18 protein-coding genes and 4 pseudogenes are annotated in these 21,974 nt (G+C 66.5%); 17 read left to right on the plus strand and 5 right to left on the minus strand.

The window, feature by feature from the left end; genetic code table 11:
• Nucleotides 1-124 precede the first annotated feature (124 nt).
• The 4 genes and pseudogenes from ACQ86A_RS05850 to ACQ86A_RS05865 form a co-directional block, all read right to left on the minus strand.
• Nucleotides 125-313: an oligopeptide/dipeptide ABC transporter ATP-binding protein gene (locus tag ACQ86A_RS05850; protein WP_431280381.1), complete on the minus strand. Its 189-nt coding sequence runs from the start codon at nucleotides 311-313 to the stop codon at nucleotides 125-127.
• A 332-nt stretch (nucleotides 314-645) separates the two neighbouring features.
• A pseudogene (locus tag ACQ86A_RS05855) lies at nucleotides 646-1,236 on the minus strand (ATP-binding cassette domain-containing protein); the annotation flags it as partial.
• Nucleotides 1,220-1,732, minus strand: a complete 513-nt coding sequence (locus ACQ86A_RS05860) for an ABC transporter ATP-binding protein (RefSeq protein ID WP_431279652.1) — start codon at nucleotides 1,730-1,732, stop codon at nucleotides 1,220-1,222. The pseudogene ACQ86A_RS05855 and the gene ACQ86A_RS05860, both read right to left, overlap by 17 nt.
• Entirely contained in the window at nucleotides 1,714-2,238 is a 525-nt protein-coding gene (locus ACQ86A_RS05865; protein WP_431279653.1) for an ATP-binding cassette domain-containing protein, read from the minus strand. The genes ACQ86A_RS05860 and ACQ86A_RS05865 overlap by 19 nt, the downstream gene beginning before the upstream one ends.
• 166 nt (nucleotides 2,239-2,404) lie before the next feature.
• Here ACQ86A_RS05865 and ACQ86A_RS05870 point away from each other — a divergent pair, with 166 nt between their 5' ends.
• The 9 genes and pseudogenes from ACQ86A_RS05870 (at nucleotide 2,405) to ACQ86A_RS05910 (ending at nucleotide 12,576) form a co-directional block, all read left to right on the plus strand.
• On the plus strand, nucleotides 2,405-3,613 hold the full coding sequence (locus ACQ86A_RS05870; RefSeq protein ID WP_431279654.1) for a dipeptidase: 1,209 nt from the start codon (nucleotides 2,405-2,407) through the stop codon (nucleotides 3,611-3,613).
• Nucleotides 3,613-5,241, plus strand: coding sequence for an ABC transporter substrate-binding protein (locus tag ACQ86A_RS05875; protein WP_431279655.1), 1,629 nt, complete (start codon nucleotides 3,613-3,615; stop codon nucleotides 5,239-5,241). The genes ACQ86A_RS05870 and ACQ86A_RS05875 overlap by 1 nt, the downstream gene beginning before the upstream one ends.
• Before the next feature lie 24 nt (nucleotides 5,242-5,265).
• Entirely contained in the window at nucleotides 5,266-6,228 is a 963-nt protein-coding gene (locus ACQ86A_RS05880) for an ABC transporter permease (protein WP_431279656.1), read from the plus strand.
• Nucleotides 6,225-7,121 carry an ABC transporter permease gene (locus ACQ86A_RS05885; RefSeq protein WP_431279657.1) on the plus strand — a complete coding sequence of 299 codons (897 nt, stop codon included), beginning with the start codon at nucleotides 6,225-6,227 and terminating at the stop codon, nucleotides 7,119-7,121. Before ACQ86A_RS05880 ends, ACQ86A_RS05885 begins: the two co-directional genes overlap by 4 nt.
• Nucleotides 7,118-8,371 (plus strand): M24 family metallopeptidase, encoded by a 1,254-nt coding sequence (locus tag ACQ86A_RS05890; RefSeq protein WP_431279658.1) that lies wholly within the window; start codon nucleotides 7,118-7,120, stop codon nucleotides 8,369-8,371. Before ACQ86A_RS05885 ends, ACQ86A_RS05890 begins: the two co-directional genes overlap by 4 nt.
• Nucleotides 8,372-8,442: 71 nt before the next feature.
• On the plus strand, nucleotides 8,443-9,360 hold the full coding sequence (locus ACQ86A_RS05895; RefSeq protein WP_431279659.1) for an alpha/beta fold hydrolase: 918 nt from the start codon (nucleotides 8,443-8,445) through the stop codon (nucleotides 9,358-9,360).
• Nucleotides 9,288-10,367: an Lrp/AsnC family transcriptional regulator gene (locus tag ACQ86A_RS05900; protein WP_431279660.1), complete on the plus strand. Its 1,080-nt coding sequence runs from the start codon at nucleotides 9,288-9,290 to the stop codon at nucleotides 10,365-10,367. Before ACQ86A_RS05895 ends, ACQ86A_RS05900 begins: the two co-directional genes overlap by 73 nt.
• A 58-nt stretch (nucleotides 10,368-10,425) precedes the next feature.
• Nucleotides 10,426-11,982 carry a D-alanyl-D-alanine carboxypeptidase/D-alanyl-D-alanine-endopeptidase gene (locus ACQ86A_RS05905; RefSeq protein WP_431279661.1) on the plus strand — a complete coding sequence of 519 codons (1,557 nt, stop codon included), beginning with the start codon at nucleotides 10,426-10,428 and terminating at the stop codon, nucleotides 11,980-11,982.
• A gap of 11 nt (nucleotides 11,983-11,993) precedes the next feature.
• A pseudogene (locus tag ACQ86A_RS05910) lies at nucleotides 11,994-12,576 on the plus strand (isochorismatase family protein).
• Between the two features lie 228 nt (nucleotides 12,577-12,804).
• Here ACQ86A_RS05910 and ACQ86A_RS05915 read toward each other — a convergent pair.
• Complete coding sequence (locus tag ACQ86A_RS05915) at nucleotides 12,805-13,860, minus strand: DUF4062 domain-containing protein (RefSeq protein ID WP_431279662.1); 1,056 nt, start codon at nucleotides 13,858-13,860, stop codon at nucleotides 12,805-12,807.
• A 637-nt stretch (nucleotides 13,861-14,497) separates the two neighbouring features.
• Between ACQ86A_RS05915 and ACQ86A_RS05920 the strand changes: the two are divergent.
• The 8 genes and pseudogenes from ACQ86A_RS05920 to ACQ86A_RS05955 all read left to right on the plus strand — a co-directional run bounded on the left by ACQ86A_RS05920 (nucleotide 14,498) and on the right by ACQ86A_RS05955 (nucleotide 21,972).
• Nucleotides 14,498-16,722 (plus strand): annotated as a pseudogene (locus tag ACQ86A_RS05920) (MMPL family transporter).
• 49 nt (nucleotides 16,723-16,771) lie between these two features.
• Complete coding sequence (locus ACQ86A_RS05925) at nucleotides 16,772-17,812, plus strand: thiamine pyrophosphate-dependent enzyme (protein WP_431280382.1); 1,041 nt, start codon at nucleotides 16,772-16,774, stop codon at nucleotides 17,810-17,812.
• A gap of 10 nt (nucleotides 17,813-17,822) precedes the next feature.
• Nucleotides 17,823-18,797 carry an alpha-ketoacid dehydrogenase subunit beta gene (locus ACQ86A_RS05930; protein WP_431280383.1) on the plus strand — a complete coding sequence of 325 codons (975 nt, stop codon included), beginning with the start codon at nucleotides 17,823-17,825 and terminating at the stop codon, nucleotides 18,795-18,797.
• Nucleotides 18,790-19,113: a biotin/lipoyl-containing protein gene (locus tag ACQ86A_RS05935; protein WP_431279663.1), complete on the plus strand. Its 324-nt coding sequence runs from the start codon at nucleotides 18,790-18,792 to the stop codon at nucleotides 19,111-19,113. Before ACQ86A_RS05930 ends, ACQ86A_RS05935 begins: the two co-directional genes overlap by 8 nt.
• Before the next feature lie 12 nt (nucleotides 19,114-19,125).
• Nucleotides 19,126-19,638 (plus strand): annotated as a pseudogene (locus tag ACQ86A_RS05940) (alpha/beta fold hydrolase); the annotation flags it as partial.
• Between the two features lie 37 nt (nucleotides 19,639-19,675).
• Complete coding sequence (locus ACQ86A_RS05945) at nucleotides 19,676-19,900, plus strand: hypothetical protein (RefSeq protein WP_431279664.1); 225 nt, start codon at nucleotides 19,676-19,678, stop codon at nucleotides 19,898-19,900.
• Nucleotides 19,901-20,008: 108 nt separating this feature from the next.
• Nucleotides 20,009-20,479, plus strand: coding sequence for an Lrp/AsnC family transcriptional regulator (locus ACQ86A_RS05950; RefSeq protein WP_431279665.1), 471 nt, complete (start codon nucleotides 20,009-20,011; stop codon nucleotides 20,477-20,479).
• Nucleotides 20,480-20,493: 14 nt separating this feature from the next.
• On the plus strand, nucleotides 20,494-21,972 hold the full coding sequence (locus ACQ86A_RS05955) for an NAD-dependent succinate-semialdehyde dehydrogenase (protein WP_431279666.1): 1,479 nt from the start codon (nucleotides 20,494-20,496) through the stop codon (nucleotides 21,970-21,972).
• Nucleotides 21,973-21,974: the final 2 nt, after the last annotated feature.

Raw genomic sequence — 21,974 nt, forward strand, 5'->3', positions numbered from 1 at the left:
ATCGGAGGGTCAAGGCGTCGAGAGAGGCGGTCGCCAGTTCGATGTCCGCCTGGCTCAGACAGTAGCCGCGAGGGGGCTGAGAAGCTATCCCTTCGACGTAACGATAAGCGTCACAGCGTCCGCATCAGACCGCGACGTGCACGGCCTCCTCTGCGTGGTGGCAGGCGACCGTCCGGGTGTCGCCACCCGGGCCCCCGAGGAGCCGCAGTGCCGGAATGACGGTGCGACACTCATCCGTCGCCATCCAGCACCGAGGATTGAAGCGGCACCCCGCCGGCGGGTCGACGGGTGAAGGGGGTTCGCCCCCGAGCACCCGGCGTTGGGCGAGCCGACCGCGCTCGGCGCGGGTGGCGGTCGGCGTGGCCGACAAAGAGCCTGCGTGTACGGATGCGATGGCTCGTCGTACAGCGTGTCGGTGTCTCCCAGCTCGGCGATGCGGCCGAGGTACATGACGGCGACGCGGTCGGCGATGTGACGGACGACGGACAGGTCGTGGGCGATGAAGACGATGGCGACGCCCAGACGCTTCTGGATGTCCCCGAGAAGGTTTATCACCTGAGCCTGAACCGAGACGTCGAGGGCCGACACGGGCTCGTCGCAGACCAGCACGTCGGGGTCCAGCGCGAGCGCTCGGGCGATCCCGATGCGTTGACGCTGGCCGCCGGAGAACTGGTGCGGGAACCGGCTGAGCATGTCCGCGTTCAGGCCGACCAGCTCGAGCAGTTCGGCCGCGCGGTCGCGTCGGGCGGCCCGACCCATCTTGTGGGCGGCGGCGATCGGTTCGGTGATGATGTCCTGCACCGTCATACGCGGATCGAGGGATGCGTACGGATCCTGGAAGATCATCTGCACCCCCTCGCGCAGGCGCTTGCGATCGCCGAGCCGGCCGCGGGTGACGTCGCGGTCGCGGTAAGTCAGGGTGCCGGCGTCGGGCTTCTCGAGGCCGACGAGCATCCTGGCCAGCGTCGACTTGCCGCAGCCGGACTCGCCGACGATTCCGAGTACCTCACCCGCGTGCAGCTGCAGGCTGACCCCATCGACGGCCGAGACCGACGCAGGTTTCAGCCGCGACCCGGTCGCGAACGTTCTGGTGAGTCCGGATGCCTCGAGAACGACAGGTCGCGCATCCGTCGCCGGATCGGTGAAGGCGCCCCGGGCCGGGCCCCCGGAGGATTCGGGCACGTCGATGGATGCGCTTGTCACGCCGGATGCGCGGGTGTCAGTGGACGGGTTCACCGATGAGCTCCTCGGATCGGAGGCAGGCGGCGCGCCTGCCGGGGGCGACCTCCGTGAGGAGGGGACGGGTGGTGGCGCAGGCGTCGACGGCCCAGTGGCAGCGGGGGTGGAACGAGCAGCCCTGAGGGATGCGCGCCGGGCTCGGCGGCGACCCGGGAATGGTCAGCAGGTCTGACCCGCGCATGGCGGCCTGCGGCACCGAGCGCAACAATGCCTCGGTGTACGGATGCGCGGGGTGCCCGAGCACGGAGTCCGCGTCGCCGCTCTCCACGATCCGCCCGGCGTACATCACGGCCAGGCTGTCGGCGACCTCCATCACAACGCCGAGGTCGTGGGTGATCAGGAGCACGCCCATCCCGAGCTGGTCGCGCAGCGAGCCGAGCAGGTCGAGGATCTGCGCCTGCACGGTCACATCGAGGGCGGTGGTCGGTTCGTCCGCGATGAGGAGCGAGGGCTCGAGGGCGATGGCCATCGCGATCAGGATGCGCTGCCGCATCCCCCGGAGAACTGGTGCGGGTAATCGTTGACCCGCTTGGCCGGTGCCGGGATGCCCACAAGCCCGAGCAGTTCCGTCGCCTGGGCGCGCGCCTGCTTGCGACTGGCGCCTCGGTGGACCCGGAAGAGCTCACCGATCTGGTCGCCGATGGTCATCACGGGGTTGAGGGAGGAGAGCGCATCCTGAAGCACCAGGCTCATGCTCTCGCCGCGCAGCCGCCGTCGCTTGTCTTCGCTGAGGGTGAGGAGGTCGGTGCCGGCCAGACTCAACTCGTCGGCGGTGACCCGCGTGTGCTCGTCGGCGAGGCCCATGATCGCGCGGGCCGTGACCGACTTGCCCGAGCCGGATTCACCGAGCAGGGCCACGAACTCGCCGTGGCCGACGGTGAGGTCCACCTCGCGCACGGCAGGGATGTCGCGCTCGCCGGTGAACGTCACCGAGAGATTGCGTACGCGCAGCGCGGGGAGGGCGCTCGCCGAGATCCTGTCCACTTCTTTGCTGTCCACAGGGCCATCCTTGCACGGGAGTCGTTACCGGAATGTTTCAATCAGAAAACATTTATGCCGATTTTCTAACACAGTGTTGACATTGTTGCCGAATATCGGCGAGATTGTGTCCTGTTGCGCCTGATTGCGCAGCGCAAACACCAACCGCACCACGAAGGAGAGACGCGTGCTCGAACCAGCAGAGCGCTACACGGGCTACACGGCCTACGACTATCTCGAGGCCGGCAAGGACTACCGCCCGTTCACCTACGCGAAGCAGATCAACCGGGTTCCCGAGTACGCGGGCCTCGAGCTGAGCGACTCGCAAGCCGAGCGCACGACGACCCTCCTGCGCGAGTCGACGGTCATCTCGCTGCATGACCACGTGCAGGTGTTCCCCGACGACATGACGCAGCTTCGCGACCACATCCGTCAGGGCCGCGAACCAACCGGCTACCAGGGCCTCTCGCGCTCGGGCATCACCGCCGTCTTCGACAACGGGATGGACGGCACCTGCTGCATCTCGAGCGACGCGGGCTGGAAGTACCAGGATGTGCTCTTCGACCTCGGCGTTCGCATGGCCGACATCGCGCACCAGGACTTCGTCATCAAGGGCGAGACGATCAAGGACATCGAGTACGCGGCGGCCACCGGTCGCATCGCCCATGTCTTCGCACTGGAGGCGGCCACCCCGATCGAGAACGAGGTGGACCGGCTCGACGTGCTCTACGGGTTCGGCGTACGTCAGATGGGCATCGCATACTCCGAGGCGAACTACCTCGGCTCCGGCCTCAAGGAGCGCGGCGACGGCGGACTCACCTACTTCGGCGAGCGCGCGATCGAGCGCATGAACAAGCTAGGCATCGCCATCGACGTCTCCCACTCGGGTGACCGCACGGCAGTGGATGCCATCAAGGCGTCGACCAAGCCGGTGTTCATCACCCACGCGGGTGCCCGCGGCCTGTGGCCGACCAACCGGATGAAGACCGACGAGACGATCATCGAGGCCGCCAAGCGCGGCGGCGTGATCGGGATCGAGGCGGCGCCGCACACGACGCTCTCGCCCGCGCATCCCCGTCACTCGCTCGAGTCGGTCATGGACCACTTCAGCTACTGCGTCGACCTGGTCGGTCTGGAGCATGTCAGCTTCGGTCCGGACACTCTCTTCGGAGACCACGTCGGACTGCACGACGCGTTCGCGTCGAACCTGTCTCTCGGGCAGGCGCACGGCAAGGTCGAGTACGAGAAGGTCGCGTACGTCGACGGCATCGAGAACCCCGCCGAAGAGTTCTACAACATCATCGGCTGGCTGGTGAAGCACGACTACTCCGACGATGAGATCCGCGCCGTCGTGGGTGGCAATACTCTGCGGGTCCTGAAGGAGGTATGGGTGTAATGAAGTCTCGAAAACTCGTGCTCGCAGCGGCCACCCTGGCTGCCGCGGCTCTGGCGCTCAGCGCCTGCGCACCGAGTGGGCCGACCGGGGGTGGCGGGGGAGCGACGACGAAAGCCGGCTCCGAGACGCTCACGGTCGCCACCACCACGGACGTGGTGAACTACAACCCGCTCATCGGCAACAGCCGCAGCGACTACTGGATCACCAACCTGATGTACCCGCACCTGCTCGGGATCGCCAACGACGGCTCGAAGGAGCCTCAGGTCGCAACCAAGTGGGGCTACGTCAACGACACGACCGGGTTCTACGACATCCGCAGTGACCTGAAGTGGAGTGACGGCGAGCCGCTCACCGCGGAGGACGTGGCGTGGACCATGAACGCGGTCAAGAAGGACAAGCCGTCGGGCACCTTCTACGGTCAGCTCACGAACCTCGACGAGGCCAAAGCCGTCTCGAAGACCCGCGTCGAGTTCACGCTCACCAAGCCGGACTCCAGCATCGTCGAGGAGATCGGGTTCTGGGGCAACGTCGTTCCGAAGCACGTGTTCGAGAAGGCGCCTTCTGTCGCCACGTTCGCGAACGACGGCAAGGACGGCGGCTGGGTCAGCTCGGGTCCGTACGTGCTCAGCACCGTGCAGGTCGGCCAGAGCTACACGCTCGACCGGGTCGACGACTACCCGCTCGTCGAGGGCGGAACCCCGCTCTCGGCCAAGGTGGTCTACCGCGTCTTCCCCGACGTGAACACGGAGATCCTGGCGCTGCAGAGCGGCGAAGTGGATGCGATCGCCAACGCGCTCCCGCCGGCGCAGGTCGCGAAGCTGCGGAGCACATCCGGAATCAAGGTCGAAGAGTCCGTCGGTCTCGGCTACGCGCACATGACCTACAACATGAAGAATCCGGATCTGGCCAAGCTCCAGGTGCGTCAGGCGCTCGCGCAGTCGGTCGACTACAACGCGATCCGCAAGGTCGTGCTGCAGGGTCAAGCCGTCTCGACCGGGTCGAGCCCGCTCATGCCGGTGCTGAAGGACTACTACGACGACTCGATCAAGGAGTACAAGTTCGACACCGACGCCGCTCGCTCTCTCATGGAGAAGGCGGGATACACGGCAGGGGCCGACGGGATGTTCCCGGTCAAGTTCCGTCTGATCTACTCGCTGCAGGACAGTGTGACCAGCCAGTGGGCGACCCTGGTGAAGGACAGCGCTGCAAAGGCGGGCATCCCGATCGAATTGCAGGGTACGGAGCGCAACACGTACCTCGCGATGACGGCCAAGGGCGACTTCGACATCTATGCCGGCAACTTCGCCATCATGGACGACCCGGTCACCAACATGACGCTCACCTACCTGCCCGGAGGGGTCATCAACTACAGCTACGTGGATGACGCAAAGCTGAACACGTTGATCCAGAAGGGCACGGCGACGACGGACAAGAAGGAGAAGGTCTCGCTGATGCAGGATGCGGCGAAGATCGTCCGGGACAACGTGTACGACAACATCATGTACACGCAGAACCTCTACTTCGCGCACAGCGACAAGTGGACCGGGTTCGTCAGCAAGCCGAGTGAGCTCCTCTCCATCGTCAACCCGGTGTCGCTGGCGAGCGCCCACCTGGTCGGCAGCAAGTAAAGACAGAAAGGCAGGTACGCCCGCGTGTCACGTTTCATGTTCCTTCTCCCCAGGCTCGGGAGGGGTCTGCTCACGATCTGGTTCGCCGTGACCGTGACCTTCCTCCTCCTCCGACTCCTCCCGGGGGACCCGGCGCTGGCGATAGCCAGCCCCAACATGACCGAGGACACGCGGGCGGCCCTGCTCAAGCAGTACGGGCTCGATCAGCCGCTGATCGTGCAGTACGGCCTCTATCTGTGGCAGTTGCTCCAAGGCAATCTGGGGGTGTCGTTCACGCAGTCGATTCCTGTGCTCGACGTGCTTCTGCAACGCCTCCCGTGGACGCTGCTGCTCACGGGCACCGCGCTCGTGGCCACGGTGGTCGTCGGCATCCCGCTCGGGGTGCTGGCGGCCTCCCACCGCGGCAAGTTCCTCGACAAGCTCGTGCAGGTCATCGGTGTCACGGGTCAGTCGCTCTTCGTCCCGAGCATCGGCGTCTTCCTGCTCTTCGTCTTCGGCCTCATGCTCCACTGGCTGCCGATCGGCGGCGCATACGACACGGATGCGTACGGCCTGGCCTGGTACGGCAGCGTCGCGACCCACCTGATCCTACCGGCGCTCTCGCTGATGCTGATACAGCTCGGTTCCTACGTTCTGACCATGCGATCGACTCTGATCGACGCGCTTGGCGAGGACTACACGACTCTCGCCAAGGCCAACGGCGTCCCGTATCGCCGTGTGCTCTGGAAGCACGCGCTGCGCAACGCCCTCTTGCCCACCACGACCCTGATCGGCCTGCAGCTCGGCTTCCTCGTCGGCGGCGCGGTGCTCACCGAGACCGTCTTCGCTTACCCGGGCATCGGCCGAGGGATCTACGAGGCCGTCACGCAGCTCGACTTCCCGGTGCTGCAGGGTGCGTTCCTGATGCTCGCGGCCACCGTGGTGGTCGCCAACATGCTCACGGACACCGTCTACGGTTTCCTCGACCCGAGAGTGAAGACCTCATGACGACGGTCGCGATCTCCGACATCAACCCCGACCTGGAGCCGGTCGCCACCGAGAGCGGCCGAGCGGGACTCCACACCTGGCGCGCGTTCCGGCGCGAGCCGCTCGGGCTGATCTCGCTCGGCATCCTGATCCTCCTCGTGCTCGTCGCAATCTTCGCGCCGCTGATCGCGCCGTATCCGCCAAGCTACGGCGACCCCGTGCTCGCGCCGCCGAGCGCTGCGCACTGGTTCGGCACGGACAGTCTTGGCCGCGACGTCTTCGGCGAAGTGGTGTGGGGATCCCAGCAGAGCATCATCGTCGCCGTCGCCGCATCGGCGATCGCGATCATCGTCGGCACGATCGTCGCCGTTGTCGGCGCGTACTTCCGTAAGCTCGACGGATTCGTCGGCGTGATCGTCGACCTCACCCTCTCGCTCCCGGTACTGCCGCTGATGATCCTCATCGCCGCACTCGTGGGGCCGAGCACGACCACGATCATCCTGGTCGTCGCCGCGTTCTCGTGGCCCGAGGTCACGCGGCTGGTGCGCTCCCAGGCGCTCACCGTTGTCGGACTTCCCTACGTCGACGCGGCCCGACTGATGACCACCTCGCCGTTCTGGATCATCGCGCGGCACATCGTCCCCGCGGTGACGCCCGTCATCGTGGTGTCCGTGGTGGTGACCGCATCCCGTGCCGTGCTGTCGGCCGCTGGACTCGCCTTCCTCGGACTCGGCGACCCGAACGTGTGGTCGTGGGGCCGCATCCTGTACGAGGCTCAGCAGTCGGGCGCCATGTCGAGTGCCTGGTGGCTGACGCTGTTCCCGTCGATCGCCATCCTCCTGCTCGTGCTGTCGGCCACGCTGCTCTCGATCGCGTACAACGACGCGCGCAACCCCAAGTCGCGCCGCCGATGAGCTCGACGACGACAGCGACCACGCCGACCACGCCCGCGAACGCGCCGAAAGGGCAGCCCATGTTCTCGACCCGCCTTGCTCTTCCCGTTCTCGACCGGCTGCAGGAGCGACTGCGCGACCGGATGATCGAGGCGGGTTTCGACGCGATCCTCACCGATTCACCGGAGGACGTGGCATACCTCACCGGCTTCTTCCACCATCCGTGCGAGCGACCCGTCGCGGTCTGGCTCGGCGCGGACGGGGAGCGGGTGCTGCTCGTTCCCGAACTGGAGCGGGAGAACGCCGAACGGCAGCACGCCCGAGCGGAACTCGTGTCGTACCCCGAGTTCCCGGGAGTCGTGCCGCCGTTCAGAGCGCTCTCCCAACGAGTCGGGTCGGCCGGTCGGTTCGGGCCGACCGGCCGGGTCGGCTTCAGCACGAGCATGACCTGGGAGCGGCAGGCCGCCGCCATGGCCGAGTTCGACGGCGCGCGCTTCGAGGCGACCGATCTCGTGACGGTCGCGCGGTTCGTGAAACTGCCCGAGGAGATCGAGCTCCACGCCGAGGCGGCGCGGATCACCGACCTGATGCTCGACTCCGGGGTGGCGCTCATCCGGGATGCCATCGCATCCGGTGGTCGCATGCCGAGTGAGGCCGAGCTCGCCTCGCACGTCGGCGGTGTCGGGGTGAGCACGATGTACGCGGAGCACGATGACGTGGTCGTCGTGTCGCCGCTCGCCGGCGGTCTCGTCTACGCGGGCGCCAACTCGGCGTACCCGCACGGCCTCCCCTCCGGCTACCGTCTACAGCCAGGGGACACGTTCATGCTGTCGCTCGGCTGCGCCGTCGGCGGGCGCTTCGTCGAAGGCGAGCGCACCTTCGTGCTGGGCGAGCCGACCGCCGATCAGCGCCGCTACCACGACGCCGTCCGTGAGGCACAGGCGATCGGGGGCGCCGCCATCCGTCCGGGGGTCGAGTGCCGCTCGGTCAACGCGACCTGCCTGCAGGTGATCCAGGATGCTGGGCTCGGCCAGTTCCTGCGGCACCGCCAAGGACACGGCATCGGGCTCGGGATGCACGAACCGCCGTGGCTCGAGGGCGGCGACGCGACCCTGCTCGAACCGGGCATGATCGTCTCCAACGAGCCGGGCATCTACATCCCGGGTCACGCCGGCTACCGGATTTCCGACAGCATGGTCGTCACCGAAGACGGCTCCCGGCCGCTCACGGCGTTCCCCCGGGGACTGGACGTGTGCGCGATCGAGCTGTGACCGCATCCGGAACCCCCAGACCATCAGAGACACGACATTCAGAGACACGACACGCAGAGAAAGGACAGCCGATGACGGAACAGAAAGAGGTCTCGCCCGAGTTCGCGGCGGCGACCACCACGGCCCAGCTGGTCGAGATCAACGGGAACCGCCTCGCCGTCGAGGTGCTCGGCCCGGAGGGCGCGCCCGTGATCATCACCCACCACGGCGCACCGGGTCTCGGCTCGCGCGCCGAACCCCGGGCGAGTTTCGGCCGGCTGGCCGACGAGTATCGCGTCGTCGTCTTCGACGCCCGCGGTTCCGGCGAGAGCGAGGGCAACGGCGAGTTCAGTCACGAGCAGTGGGCGGCCGACATCGACGGATTGCGCGAATGGATCGGCGCGGAGACGATCATCATGGCTGGCGGATCGTACGGCGGCTTCATGTCGCTCGAGTACGCCACCCGCTACCCGGAACGCGTGCGCGCTCTGGTTCTGCGTGACACCGCCCCGGACAACACGCATGCCGCGCTGGCCCGAGCGAACGCGCTCGCGAGCGACCGTGTCGTCGTCGACATGGAGAAGTTCGACCGGATCGACGACGGCAGAGTGCGCGACGATGACGACCTGCGCGACTGCTGGCGCGAGATCCTGCCCCTCTACGACTTCGTGTACGACCCCGAAGCCGTGGAGCGCAAAGTCGCCGCCACGCCATACCGCTACGAAGCGCACAACTACGCCTTCTCCAAGAACCTGCCCAACTATGATCTGAAGGGCGTTCTTCCCGGCATCACTGCGCCGACCCTGGTGACCGTGGGCCGCACGGACTGGATCACCCCGGTGTCGTGCAGCGAGACGATCGCGGAGTTGATCCCGGATGCCCGGCTCGCGATTTTCGAGAAGTCGGGACACTCCCCACAGATCGAGGAGGCGGAAGCATGGACGGCCACCGTTCGAGCGTTCCTGGCAGAGGTCATTCCGACCTCGGAGATCCCGGCGACCCGGGAGTGAAGACACTCGACGCCCTCGACGACCTCGATCGCAAGATCATCGTCGCCATGCAACACGACGGTCGGGCCAGCTGGACGGCGATCGCCGAGATCGTGGACAGTTCGGTAGCCACCGTCGCCCGACGGGGACAACAGCTTCTGCACGACGGCGTGCTGCGCATCGCGGTCGTGCCCGCGCTCGGCAGCACCGGCGACGTCGACTCGTTCCTCGTTCGCATCAACTGCAGGCCGGGCTCGCAGCTCGACGTCGCCGCAGCCCTGGTCGAGCACGAGGATGTCCGGTTCGTCACGCTGGTGACCGGGCAGTACGACATCATGGCCGAGCTCATCGTGCGCGGGGGAGCGACGCACTACCCGCAGCTCATCCAGCAGCTCCAGTCCATCTCAGGCATCAAGCGCTGGCGCAGCGACCTCATCATGCACGTCTATAAGGTCGGACACGACTGGAGTCGGCAGCTCTACGCCGAGACGATGAACCTTCCCCGCGACGAGCTCGGATCGCTCACCCTGGTCGACTCGGACTATTGCGAACCCGACCACCTCGACGATGCCGACCACAAGATCATCGCGGCCCTCCGCGACGACGGCCGGGTGACCTTCCAGGCCGTCGCCGATCAGGTCGGCATGAACGAGAGCAGCGTTCGCCGCCGCTTCGACCGGATGCGCACCAACGGCTGCCTTGACGTGCTCACCCTGGTTCCCGCTCCCGCCCTGGGCATGGGCGCGGAGACGCTGCTCCTTGTAAAGGTCGACCCGGCGAGACTGGATGCTGTGGCGAGAGAGCTCTCGCAGTATCCGGCCGTGCGCTACCTCGCGGCCACGCTCGACGAGAACTCCCTCTTCTGCGAGCTGATCATGCCGTCGGCGCGGGATCTGTACGGTTTCGTCACACAGGCCGTGGCCACACTCGAGGGTGTGCAGGGTTGGAACGCCTCGATGGAACTGCTCTTCATGAAACGCGGCTTCGTCGAGACACCCTGGTGGCGCTCGCAGGTCGGGTTGGAGTGAGGGCGCAGGTCCGTGCCCGGGAGGTGACGCTCCCAGAGAAGGCCTGTACTATGCCCGAATGCGCGAATCGGACCAGCCCGACCCTGGCCTGCCCGGCGACAGCTCGAACGAGGCCGGTGAACCGGTGACTTCTTCGCGACGCCGAGCGGCCGAGCCCAGCGAGAACGCGGGGGCGAAGTCTTCGCCGCTCACGGGCATCCTGACCGCCATCCGGAGCCACCCCCGCGCGTGGATCATCGCGGGCGCTTCGGCGGCGTTCGTCCTTCTCGGCGGCGGAACAGTCGCCCTCGGGGCCACCGTCGGCGCGTCGGCCGAGGCGGTGCCGACCTCGAGTGTCTCGCCGAGCGCAACCAAGACCCCCGTGCCGACAAAATCGGCAGCGCCCGTGCGCCCGGTTCCGGCCAACGCGCCCGCAGCGAGCAGGATCCGCACGTGCTCGGTGGCCGGCCTGTCGCAGGATCGTCGTCTCGGGAACTTCGAGGGTCAGGTCGTCAACGCGAAGACCGGCGAGGTGCTGTTCGACCGCAACGGTTCGCAGCCCGCACCGACCGCGAGCGTGCTGAAGACGCTCACCTCGGCCGCCGCCCTCAAGATCCTCGGCCCCGACTATCGCGTCTCGACGACGGTGGTCCGCGGTTCGACACCGGGCCAGATCGTGGTCGTGGGCGGTGGGGATGTGACCCTGTCGCGTCTGCCCGCAGGCCAGGCCTCGTTCTACCCGGGCGCTCCGAAGATCCAGGATCTCGCGGACCAGGCCAAGGCCGCCATGAACGGTGAGCCGATCACCTCCATCGTGGTCGACACCTCCCTGTTCGGTGGACCCGTCTGGGAGCCCAGCTGGAACGAGCAGTCGGAGCGCATCGGCGAAGGCTCCACTTCGTACATCACCGCCCTCCAGGTGGACGGCGACCGCAACAACCCGACCGCGATCGAGTCCCCGCGCAGTGCTGACCCGGTCGGCCGCGCGATGCAGTTCTTCCAGCAGTACCTCGGCACGAACGTCCCGGTCACCGAGGGCAAGGCCCCGGCGGGCGCTCAGCAGATCGCCGCGGTGCAGTCCCAGCCGGTCACGGCCCTGGTCGACCAGGCCATGCGGGTCTCCGACAACACGATCATGGAGGAGCTCGCGCGCCTCGTCACGATCAAGACCGGCGCGGGCAACACCTTCACGGCTGAGAACGCTGGAGTCACCTCGGCGCTGAAGGCGTACGGGATCGACACCGCGGGCATCCACATCGCCGACGGTTCAGGGCTCAGCCCGAACAACGCCGTGCCGCCGTCGTACCTGACCCGCCTCTTCATCAAGGTCATGAACCGCGAAGACGGCCTCGGCGTCGTGTACGACGGCCTCCCCGTGTCGGGCAAGTCGGGAACCCTCGCCCCCAGCTACGCCCGGTTCACCGGCGCCAACGCCGTCGCTCGCGGAGCAGTGCACGCGAAGACCGGGTGGATCACCCACGGTTACACGCTGTCCGGCATCATCAACTCGGCCGACGGCACCCCGCTGACCTTCGCTGTGTTCGCACTCGGACCGGTCAGCGATAATGCTAAGCAGGCGATCGACACGCTCGTCACCGGCATCTACAAGTGCGGTGACAACCTCTCCAACAACTGACGGAGGCGGCCATGAGCAGGGCACTGTTCATCATCGACGTGCAGAACGACTTCACCGAGGGCGGTGCGCTCGGAGTGACCGGGGAGCCGCGGTTGCCGAGGGGATCACGAGCTACCTCGCCGAGCACGCCAAGGACTACAAGATCATCCTGGCGAGCCGCGACTGGCATGATCGCGACAACGACAACGGCGGACATTTCGCGACGGATGCGGAGCCCGACTTCGTCGACACCTGGCCTGTTCACTGCGTGGCCGGCACGACCGGTGCCGAGTACCACCCCGCGCTCAAGACGGACAAGGTGAGTTACCACATCCGCAAAGGCCAGGGGTTCCGGCGTACTCGATCTTCGAGGGCCGCACCGAGGCCGGCTCCACGGTGCACAACCTGCTCGACGAGCACGGCATCGACTCGATCGACGTCGTCGGAATCGCCACCGACTACTGCGTGCGGGCATCCGCTCTGGATGCGCTCTCCCACGGCCAGCGCGTCCGCATCCTGACCGACCTCGTCGCGGGCGTCGCTCCGGCATCCTCGGAAGCCGCCCTCGCGGAGCTGGTCCACGCGGGCGCCGAACTGGTCGACACCGGCGCCTGACTGCGAGGATAAAGTCCTGGCTGTGCCGTCGCTAGCTGGCGCGGGCGACTCGGATCGGTCCGCCAGTTCAGGGTCGTCGATGGCGTCGCATATCGCGGGAGGGGCGGGGCCGTCGCTCCTGCGGTGCTCGATTCCTTGCCCTCGGATCGCGCTACCGCGCTCCCAAGTTATGTTGCGTATTCAAGTAAAGTCGGCACTTCGCGCCGAACTCACCTCGCGGGCAGCCCACTAGTCCGATTCAATGCCATCTTCCTCCTCTTGAGGCTCTACATCCGCAGGATCGACGTTTTGAGCGGCGATCAGCCTCCGTCTCTTAGACCATCTCAAAAACTCGGTACCGAAAGGTGTCAACGACCAGTATTCGCTGGTGTCCTTCAACGAGTGCTTGAGAGACGAGGGTGCGACCAGGTCGAGTGCCATCAGGTCGGCGAAGAGGTCCTTCATCAGATTTATGGGAACGATATCGGTAGCCCTGGAGTTATCTGACCGCACATGGATTGCGAGCAAATGCGCGCAATCTTCAACAGAATACTCTGGAATCAGTGACGCGCCGAGGACGTTGAAAATCCAACGGAGCGACACCTTTTCAGCGTCTTCCATCCACTTGGCCGAATTCCTGTATCGGTATGTGATATCCCGTTTTTGATGGCTGAGAGTTGCCCGCATCTCCTGCATGGCCCGGTTCTGATCGGCGCTCGACTCTTGGTTGAGCGCGTCCACCTCGCGTCGCAGGCGAGCGTTCTCAGCGCTTAGGCGGGAAAGCTCAGCGGTCACCTCTGGTCCAGTTGAGGCTGAGGCCCGCACCCATCCGTCGCGCGGAGTTGCAGTAAACGCCTTCATCAACGCGACGACTGCCTTTGAGTGTAGGTCCTCGGCGTTCTTCCAAAAGCCAATCGGGCGCTTACCTGCCTGAGCCTTAAATTCATCCAGCAATAGTTTGGTCTCGCCATCGGTGTCAATTCGATCCGCGGGCCAGCTGGCGGTCGGCTCAATAACAAACCCGAGTGCCGGGACGCCTGTGGCCACGGCGTAGTCATACTCCTTGCGGGTGTAGCTAATCCCGTCCGTGATGGATCCGTACCGATGGGCAATAATCACGAGGTAGTAATCACTCTCGTCAATATGGCGTTGAATGATCTTCCACTGTTCTTCGTCGGCCGCGCTAAACATTTCCATGCCGACAGGAATATGTCCCATCTCAAGGATTGCCTTAATTACGGCGTCGCGTTCGTCGACGAGGTCTTCGTAGGTGGAACTCACGAAGATCTGATATTTGGTCGCCACTGGTCTCCTTTACTCAGTCCTTGGTTTACCACGCGATGATGGCAGGTCTGCACTGGCGCGCAGCTCCTACGCTGCGAAACATGACCTTTGTGCGCCGAACACTGTTCATATCTGTGCCTCCACTAACTCGCAGGGACGGTATTAACGATTTGTTCCGTTGCCGAGGCGAGGCCAGCCAAGGGGGACCTACTAACTGATGTGGGGGGATTGGGCGTAAGTGTGTGGGCGATTTCCGTTAGGTGCTGCAGAGGTGGCGCCGAATGTGGGGACATTCCTTCCCGAGTTGTGGTCGAGCGGCCGGTGGGTAGGCTGGCGGGGATGGTTCGGGCGCCGACAGGCTCGAAGCATCGGCGAGGCTTGACGTCGACGAGGGGGTGACCGGCCGTGGCGGCACCGACCTGCGAGAGCTGCGGGCGACCCACGAAAGCGGTGACCAATCCGTACTACGGAAAGTCACTTGCGGTGCACGATCACATCTTGGTGTGCCCGAGCTGCGGTCATGTGCAGTTCGAGGCGACGGACCGGGAGCGGCCGCAATCTCCCTCGCGCAAACACCGCGGACTCTTCGCTCGACTCGGCGACTGGTTCTCACGCTAAGCTGTTTACTATCTAAGCTAGCTAAATCAAGGAGTCGCCGATGTCCCCTCGCACCGACTGGACTCCCGCCCGGTGGCTGCGGATCGTTCTTCCCGCGGTCGTCATCCTCATCTGGTTCGCCGCCGCGAGCTTCGGCGGCCCGACGTTCGGCAAGCTCTCGTCAGTCTCGAGCAACGATCAGGCGTCGTTCCTTCCAGCCAGCGCGGAGTCCACCGAGGTGCAGGACTGGCAGAAGAAGTTCACCGACTCCGACGCGCTACCGGCGATCGTGGTCATCGAATCCGAGTCGACGATCACCCAGAGCGACCTCGCGGGCTACGCCGCGCTGGGCGAGAAGCTCGGCGCCGTCGACGGTGTTCAGGAGCCGGCCGGGGATGCGAAGACCAGTGTCGCCGGTCCCATCCCGTCCAAGGACGGCAAGGCCGTCGAGTTCGTTGTACCGATCACCGACACCGAGAACGTGAAGACGGTCGTCGCCGACCTCCGCAAGGTCGTGGACGACAACCTGCCCTCCGGAGCCCAGGGCTGGGTGACCGGACCGGCCGGGCTCACGGCCGACCTCGTCAGCGCGTTCGGAGGGATCGACGGCATCCTGCTGCTCGTCGCGGTCGGCGCCGTCTTCGTGATCCTGCTGCTCGTCTACCGATCGCTCGTGCTGCCGTTCCTGGTGCTCTTCACGTCGATTTTCGCGTTGTGTGCGGCGATTCTGGTCGTCTACCTGTTCGCGCTCTGGGGCTGGATCAAGCTGAGCGGGCAGAGCCAGGGCATCCTGTCGATCCTGGTGATCGGCGCCGCCACGGACTACTCGTTGCTGCTTGTCGCCCGGTTCCGCGAGTCCCTCGAACACGTCGAATCGCGGTGGGCGGCTATCGGGCGAGCTTGGCGCGCGGCCCTGGAACCGATCGCGGCCTCCGGAGCGACGGTCATCCTGGCGCTCCTCTGTCTGCTGTTCTCGGACCTCAACTCGAACAAGAGCCTCGGACCGATCGCTGCGATCGGCATCGTGTTCTCGCTGCTCTCGGCCCTGACCCTGCTGCCGATGCTGCTGGCGGTGTTCGGGCGGGTCGCGTTCTGGCCGTTCCGTCCGAAGTTCGTCGGTGAGCATCCCCACGAGCACAAGCACGCCAACGAGGCGCAGATCGCGGGGCTCGAGGATGTGCGCGGGCTTTGGCGCCGTGTCGGTACGCTCATCGCGCGTCGGCCCCGGGTCACCTGGATCGCCGCCCTGGTTCTGCTCATCGCCTGTGTGGCCGGTTTGACCCAGCTCAAGGCGAACGGCGTTCAGCAGACCGACGTCGTTCTGACGCAGTCCGACGCCGTGGACGGCCAGAAAGTCGTCGCAAAGCACTTCGACGCCGGCTCGGGCAGTCCGGTGGTGATCGTTGCGACAGAGGACAACGCGGATGCGGTGCTCGACGCGGTCAAGGCCACCGACGGCATCAGCACGGCCACGATCTACGTCGGCAATGTGAACCCGACCGTTACCGGGGGAGCGGCGCCAGCCCCGTCGTCAAGGACGGGCACGTGCTGATCAACGCCACACTCGCGTCCGAGGCCGATTCCGCCGAAGCCGAGCAGGTGGTGCGCGACCTGCGCGAATCCCTGCCCAAGGTCGACTCGACCGTGCTCGTCGGCGGCGTGACGGCGATCGCGCTGGACACGAACGTGACAGCGCAGAGCGACCTGATGAAGATCATCCCGATCGTGCTCGCGGTGATCCTGATCGTGCTGATGCTGCTGCTGCGGTCGATCCTCGCGCCGGTGCTGCTGATCGCCAGCGTCGTGATCTCGTACGCTGCCGCGCTCGGAGTGTCGGCGCTGGTCTTCAACAACGTGTTCCACTTTCCGGGGGCGGATGCGGCGGTGCCGTTGTTCGGGTTCGTCTTCCTCGTCGCGCTCGGGGTCGACTACAACATCTTCTTGATGACGCGCGTGCGGGAGGAGTCTCTGAGGATCGGAACACGACCGGGCATCTTGCGCGGGCTCGGTGTGACGGGCAGCGTGATCACCTCGGCCGGTGTCGTGCTCGCGGCGACCTTCGCCGCACTCGCGGTCATCCCCATCCTGTTCCTCGTGCAGATCGCGTTCATCGTGGCCTTCGGGGTGCTGCTCGACACCGTGGTCGTGCGGTCGCTGCTCGTTCCGGCGTCGGCCTACGACATCGGCAAGGCGATCTGGTGGCCGTCGCGGCTGTGGCGGGACAATGTGCACAACAATCTGCCTCGCGGATCCGTCGAAATGGACAGAGTGAGCAGCTCGAACTAGGCGGGTTGCCCAGTGTCATCCTCGCTGCGAAAGTGGCGGGATGACCCTGATGACTCCCAGCCCGACGGCCGGGACCCCCGACGCGACGGCGACCACCGGCGAGGACGCAGCGCTCCTGCGCCGTCTCTATCGCACGATGGTCACCGTGCGCAGTCTCGACCTCGACGGCGTCGCGATGCAGCGCCAGGGGATCGTGCCCGGATACGCGCCGATGCGAGGACAGGAAGCTGCCCAGGTCGGCAGCGCAGCGGCGCTCGATCTCGCCCGCGACTTCGCCTTCCCGACCTATCGGGAGCTCGGCGTGGCGGTGACGATGGGCATCGATCCGGTGGCCTATCTCGCCTCGCATCAGGGCGCTTGGCACGGCGGGATGTGGGATGCGGCCGCCGCTCGTCTCGCTCCGATCAACGCGGTGGTCGGTGGGGCCGTGACCCACGCGGTCGGCTGGGCGCTCGGTGCCAAGCTCGACCGCTCGGGCGGCGTCGCGGTGGCCTACTTCGGTGACGGCGCCAGCTCGCAGGGCGACATCCACGAGGCCATGAACACGGCGGGTGTGTCGCGTCTCCCCGTCGTCTTCTTCTGCCAGAACAACGGCTGGGCGATCTCGGTCCCCACGGAGAAGCAGGTCGCGGGCGGTTCCGTCGCAGCTCGAGCAGCGGGCTACGGGATGCCCGGCGTGCGCGTCGACGGCAACGACGTTCTCGCGGTCTACCGCGCCACCCGCGAGGCACTCGACCTGGCGCGTTCCGGCGGCGGACCGACGGTGATCGAGGCCATGACCTATCGCTCCGGCCCGCACTCCACCTCGGACGACCCGGGGCGCTACCGCTCGCTCGACGAGGAGCAGAGCTGGTTGGCCCGCGATCCACTCGCGCTCTGCGAGGAGATCCTGCGCGCGACCGGAACGGTCGGCGACGACTTCTTCGCCGAGGTCTCGGACACGGCCGCCGCGCTGACCGAGCGCGTCCGGGCCGACGTCGCCGCTCTGGGCGGGCGCCCGGGCGAGGAGATGTTCGACTTCGTGTTCACGAATCCGCCGGCCGCGCTGCTCGGTCAGAAGCGCGCCTGGGAGGAGAGCCGCCGTGGCTGAAGTCACCACCATGCAGCGCGCCCTGAATCGCGCGCTCGACGAGGCCCTGGCATCCGACGACCGCACGCTCGTCTTCGGTGAGGACGTCGCAACACTCGGCGGTGTCTTCCGCGTGACAGACGGGCTCAAGGACAAGTACGGCGACGAGCGCGTGTTCGACACGACGCTCGCCGAATCGGGGATCATGGGCATGGCCGTCGGCCTCGCGATGGCTGGCTGGCGCCCGGTTCCCGAGATCCAGTTCGACGGCTTCTCGTATCCCGCGATCGATCAGATCGTGAACCAGGTCGCGCGGATGCATTACCGCAGTCGCGGGGCGTTCAGCATGCCGATCACGTTGCGGCTGCCGAGCTTCGGCGGCATCCGCGCACCCGAACACCACGGCGAGAGCCTGGAGGCCTTATTCGCGCACGTGCCGGGACTCAAGGTGGTCGCGCCCTCGAGCCCGGCCGAGGCGTACACGCTGCTCCGCCAGTCGATCGAGGATCCCGATCCGGTGATCTTCATGGAGCCCAAGTCGCGGTACTGGCACAAGGCAACCGTCGAGGAGGCCGAGTGGGACGAGCGCCTGCCGATCGGCACCTCGCGGGTCGTCCGCTCTGGAAAGCACGTGACCCTGATCACGTGGGGCGCGATGGTCGCGCGCTGTCTGCAGGCGGCGGAGCTGGGCGCCGAAGACGGCGTGGAGATCGAGGTGGTCGACCTGCGCTGGCTGAAGCCGATCGATGTGGCCGGGCTGACCGCATCCGTCGCCCGAACGCGTCGAGCGGTGGTCGTGCACGAGGCGCCGCTGACCGCGGGCCTCGGAGCCGAGGTGAGCGCGCTGGTCACCGAGAACTGCTTCGGCGAGCTGCGGGCGCCGGTTCAGCGTGTCGGCGGGTGGGACGTGCCCTATCCGTCTCCCGTGCTCGAAGACGAGTACCTGCCGAGCATCGACCGCATCCTGGAAGCCGTTCAGAAGACCCTGGAGTACCGCCGTGGCTGAGATCACTTTCGCACTGCCCGACCTGGGCGAGGGACTGCAGGAAGCGACGGTGCTGGAATGGCTCGTCGCCGAGGGCGACTTCGTCGAACGCAACGCTCCGCTCGTCGAGGTTGAGACGACAAAATCGGCTGTCGAACTGCCGTCGCCGCAGTCGGGCACCGTTGCCCGCTTCCAAGTGGAGGAGGGAACCGCGCTCGATGTCGGGGCGCCCCTGATCACGTTCACGGTGAGTGACGACCAGGCCGGCATCGTTGGGACGGTTCCGGTCGAGGCGGCGCCCGAGCGCCGCGTGCGGCTCCAGCTGCCGGAGGACTGAATGAGCGTGACGATGCGGGAGGATGACAGGGTGACCTCCTTAGCGCAGACCACCGATGGGCTCAGGATCGCCTACGAGCGGCATCCGGGCGAGAATCCCGTTCTCCTCGTGCACGGTTTCGCAACGACCGGCGACCTCACCTGGGGCGCAACGGGATGGGTGCGGGCACTCGCCGAGGCGGGTCGCGGTGCGATCGTGGTCGACCTCCGCGGGCACGGCGCGAGTTCGTCGCCGCACGACCCCGCCGCATACTCACCCGATCTGCTGGCCGGCGATCTCGTCGCGGTGCTGGACGCCGAAGACCTCGACAGGGTCGACGTGATGGGCTACTCCATGGGCAGCTGGGTCGCGTTGGCGCTCGTCGGCCTGGCTCCCGCCCGCGTTCGACGCGTCGTCGTCGGCGGCGTTGGAACGGTCGAGCAGTTCGCACGCTGGGGGTGGATGCGGTGCGAGCCGCGCTGCTCGACGGCGCCGACCCGGCCACGCTGGGCGACTCACCCCTTGCTCCGCTGCTCGCCTCCATCCGTCAGGCTCCGGGGGTCGACCGGGAGGCGCTCGCAGCGTGCGTGGGGGCATGGCCGCGCATCCGTTGCCCCTGGCCTCGACCGTGCCCACGATGTTGGTCGTCGGCGACGCGGATCCCGTGACGGAGGGCCGCGACGAAGCTGCCGCAGCACTCGGCGCAGAGCTGGTCGTGCTGCCGAAGCGCAACCACGTGACGACTCTGAGTGCGCGCGGATTCAAGCAGGCTGCGCTGCCCTTCTTGGAGGACGCTGTCAGGGTGTAGTCGTTCCGGGTCGATGGACGTACGCTGTGCAAGGACCATCGGCGAGGACCGCGGAAGCGGCCGAGCGGGGCCGCACGCACGGAACGCACGCAGGGCGAGGGAGGCCGCATGGCGATCGACAAGCTGGACGCCGACCTGATCTCCCTGCTGACCGACGAACCGCGCCTCGGCGTGTTCGAGGCATCCCGCCGTCTCGGTGTGGCTCGCGGAACGGTGCAGGCGAGACTCGACCGGCTCCAGCGAACCGGGGTGATCAGGGATTTCGCGCCGACGGTCGACAGCGAAGCGCTCGGATATCCCGTCACAGCCTTCGTGACCGCTGAGATCGCGCAGGGGGACGGGGACGTGACGGTCGTCGAGCATCTGCGCAGCATCCCCGAGGTGCTTGAAGTGCACACGATCACGGGTGCCGGCGACCTCATGATCCGTGCCGTCGCCCGTTCGAACGCCGACCTGCAGCGGGTCATCGACCGGATCGTCAGCGACCCGAACATCACCCGCACGTCGACGGTCATCGCGCTGGCGACGAAGATCGTCCACCGCTCGGTGCCGCTGGTGGCGGCATCCGTCGAGGTTTGAAAGGAAGAGGAAGCATGACTGACAACGCTCCGCGCGAGAAGGCTCTGCTCGAGAAGGTTCCCGACGGCTTGTTCATCGGGGGTGACTGGGTGCGGGGGAGCTCGGGACAGTTCGATGTGACCGACCCCGCGACCGGAGACGTGATCAAGACGATCGCGGATGCGTCGGTCGAAGACGGCAAGGCCGCCCTCGACGCCGCCGTCGCCGCGTCGGCTGAGTGGGCGGCGACCGCGCCCCGGCAGCGAGGCGAGATCCTCCGTGGGGCGTTCGACCTCCTGCAGGAGCGCCGCGACGAGTTCGCGCTGCTCATGACGATGGAGATGGGCAAACCGCTGGCGGAGTCCAACGGCGAGGTCACCTACGGGGGCGAGTTCCTGCGGTGGTTCAGCGAGGAGGCCGTGCGGATCACGGGACGGTACGGCGTGAATCCTGAAGGCACCGGACGGATGATCGTTTCGCAGCATCCCGTCGGTCCCAGTTTCTTGATCACCCCTTGGAACTTCCCGCTGGCGATGGCCACTCGCAAGGTCGCTCCGGCGCTCGCCGCCGGATGTACGGTCGTCGTGAAGCCCGCAGGCCTGACGCCCCTGACGACCCTCTACTTCGCCAAGCTGCTTCAGGATGCGGGACTGCCCGCCGGAGTGCTCAATGTCATCACAACCTCGTCCTCCGGCAAGGTCTCGGGCGCGATCATCAGCGACCCGCGGCTGCGCAAGCTCTCGTTCACGGGGTCGACCGAGGTCGGCCGCAAGCTCCTCGAGCAGTCGGCCCAGAACATCCTGCGCACCTCGATGGAACTCGGCGGTAACGCCCCGTTTGTGATCTTCGAGGATGCGGACCTCGACAAGGCGGTCGACGGCGCGATGGTTGCGAAGTTCCGCAACATCGGCGAAGCCTGCACGGCTGCCAACCGCTTCATCGTGCACGCGTCCATCGCGGACGAGTTCGCCTCGCGCGTCACCGAGCGGGTGAAAGCCATGCGCATCGGGCGTGGCACGGAGGAGGGCGTGACCATCGGCCCTCTCATCGACGAAGACGCCGTAGAGAAGGCGTCGACGCTGCTTCAGGATGCGGTCTCACGGGGTGCGAAGGTGCTCACCGGCGGCTCGCGGACCGATGGTCCGGGCACGTTCTTCGAGCCGACCGTCGTGACGGATGTGCGCGTCGGCAGCGACATACTGCACGAGGAGATCTTCGGCCCGGTGCTCTCGATCGTGACGTTCGAGGACGAGGACGAGGCGGTGCGCCTGGCGAACGACACAGAGTTCGGACTGGTCAGCTACGTCTTCACCCGCGACCTCGCTCGCGGGCAGCGGATGATCGACCGCCTCGAGACCGGGATGATGGGCCTGAACGTCGGCGTGGTCTCGAACGCGGCGGCGCCGTTCGGTGGCATCAAGCAGTCGGGCCTCGGTCGCGAGGGCGGATTCGAAGGGATCCACGAATACCTCGAGACGAAGTACACGCTGACCCCGAGCCCGTTCGGAGCGTGACC

The sequence above is a fragment of the Leifsonia poae genome, from assembly GCF_050632195.1.
Lineage (GTDB): Bacteria > Actinomycetota > Actinomycetes > Actinomycetales > Microbacteriaceae > Leifsonia > Leifsonia poae_C.